The sequence below is a fragment of the Frankia sp. AgKG'84/4 genome (assembly GCF_023242965.2).
In the GTDB taxonomy this organism is placed as follows: Bacteria; Actinomycetota; Actinomycetes; order Frankiales; family Frankiaceae; genus Frankia.
In genome coordinates this window covers 1-1079 of the sequence record NZ_JALKFU020000799.1, presented here as the reverse complement: position 1 = coordinate 1079, position 1079 = coordinate 1, and the positions used below count along the sequence as shown (strand labels likewise).

Annotated in this window: 1 protein-coding gene; it reads left to right on the top strand. The window is 67.4% G+C overall.

What is annotated here, in order from left to right:
• Positions 1-93: 93 nt before the first annotated feature.
• Positions 94-1074, top strand: coding sequence for a DDE-type integrase/transposase/recombinase (locus MXD58_RS25300; RefSeq protein ID WP_248838019.1), 981 nt, complete (start codon positions 94-96; stop codon positions 1072-1074).
• The last annotated feature ends 5 nt before the right edge of the window (positions 1075-1079 follow it).

The following is a 1079-nucleotide window of genomic DNA, read 5'->3' as shown; positions in this document are numbered from 1 at the left end:
CTTGGAACAGCTTTCCGAGAGCGCGGACAACGAGAAGTAGCAGACCGGATTCTGGGCGAGGCGTTCGACGGGCTTCGGGCCACGGGGGTCTCGGTGAAACGGGCATGCGCGTTGAGCGGCCGGTCCCGGGCGACCCATTATCGACATGCCGCCCCGGGCGGAGCGCGGCACGGTCCATGGCTCGCGCGCAGCATGCCGCCGGCGGCCCTGGCCGACACTGAACGGGCGCAGGTGCTGGCGGTGTTGAACAGCCCCGAGTATGCGGATCTTGCGATCCCGCAGGTGTGGGCCCGGGAGCTGGATGCCGGCCGGTACTGGTGTTCGCGCTCGACGATGTACCGGATCGCCCGCGCCGCCGGGCAGACCCGGGAACGCCGCGCCCTGGCCACCCATCCGCCCCGGGTCCGCCCTGAACTGGCCGCGACCGGACCGTCGCAGGTGTGGACCTGGGACATCACCGCGCTGAAAGGACCTACGAAGGGAGTCTGGTACAAGCTTTACGTCATTCTCGATATCTACTCCCGGTATGTGACCGGCTGGCTCGTCGCCGCGGCCGAGGATGCGGTCGTCGCGAAGGACTTCCTCGCCGACGCGATCGGGCGTAACGGCACCCCGCCCGCCGCGATCCACGCCGACCGCGGCGGCGCGATGGTCTCGAAACTCGTCTCCGAACTCCTCGTCGACCTCGGCGTCATCCGGTCGCATTCCCGGCCGCGAACCTCGAACGACAACCCCTATTCCGAAGCGCAGTTCAAGACTCTCAAATACAGCTACGACTTTCCCGACCGGTTCGGCTCACTGGCCGACGCCCGGACCTTCTGCGAGGGATTCTTCACCGCTTACAACCACGACCACCGCCATTCCGGGATCGGGTTCCACACCCCGGCATCGGTCCACTTCGGGACCGCCGACCAGGTCCAGACCCACCGCCAGGCCACCCTCGACGCCGCCCACGCAGCACACCCCGAGCGGTTCGCCCGCCGACCCCGGCCACCCCAGCTACCCGACACCGTGTGGATCAACCAGCCAGTACCAAGCCAACCAACCGAAGATCCACTGTCTCATTTGACTTGACACCT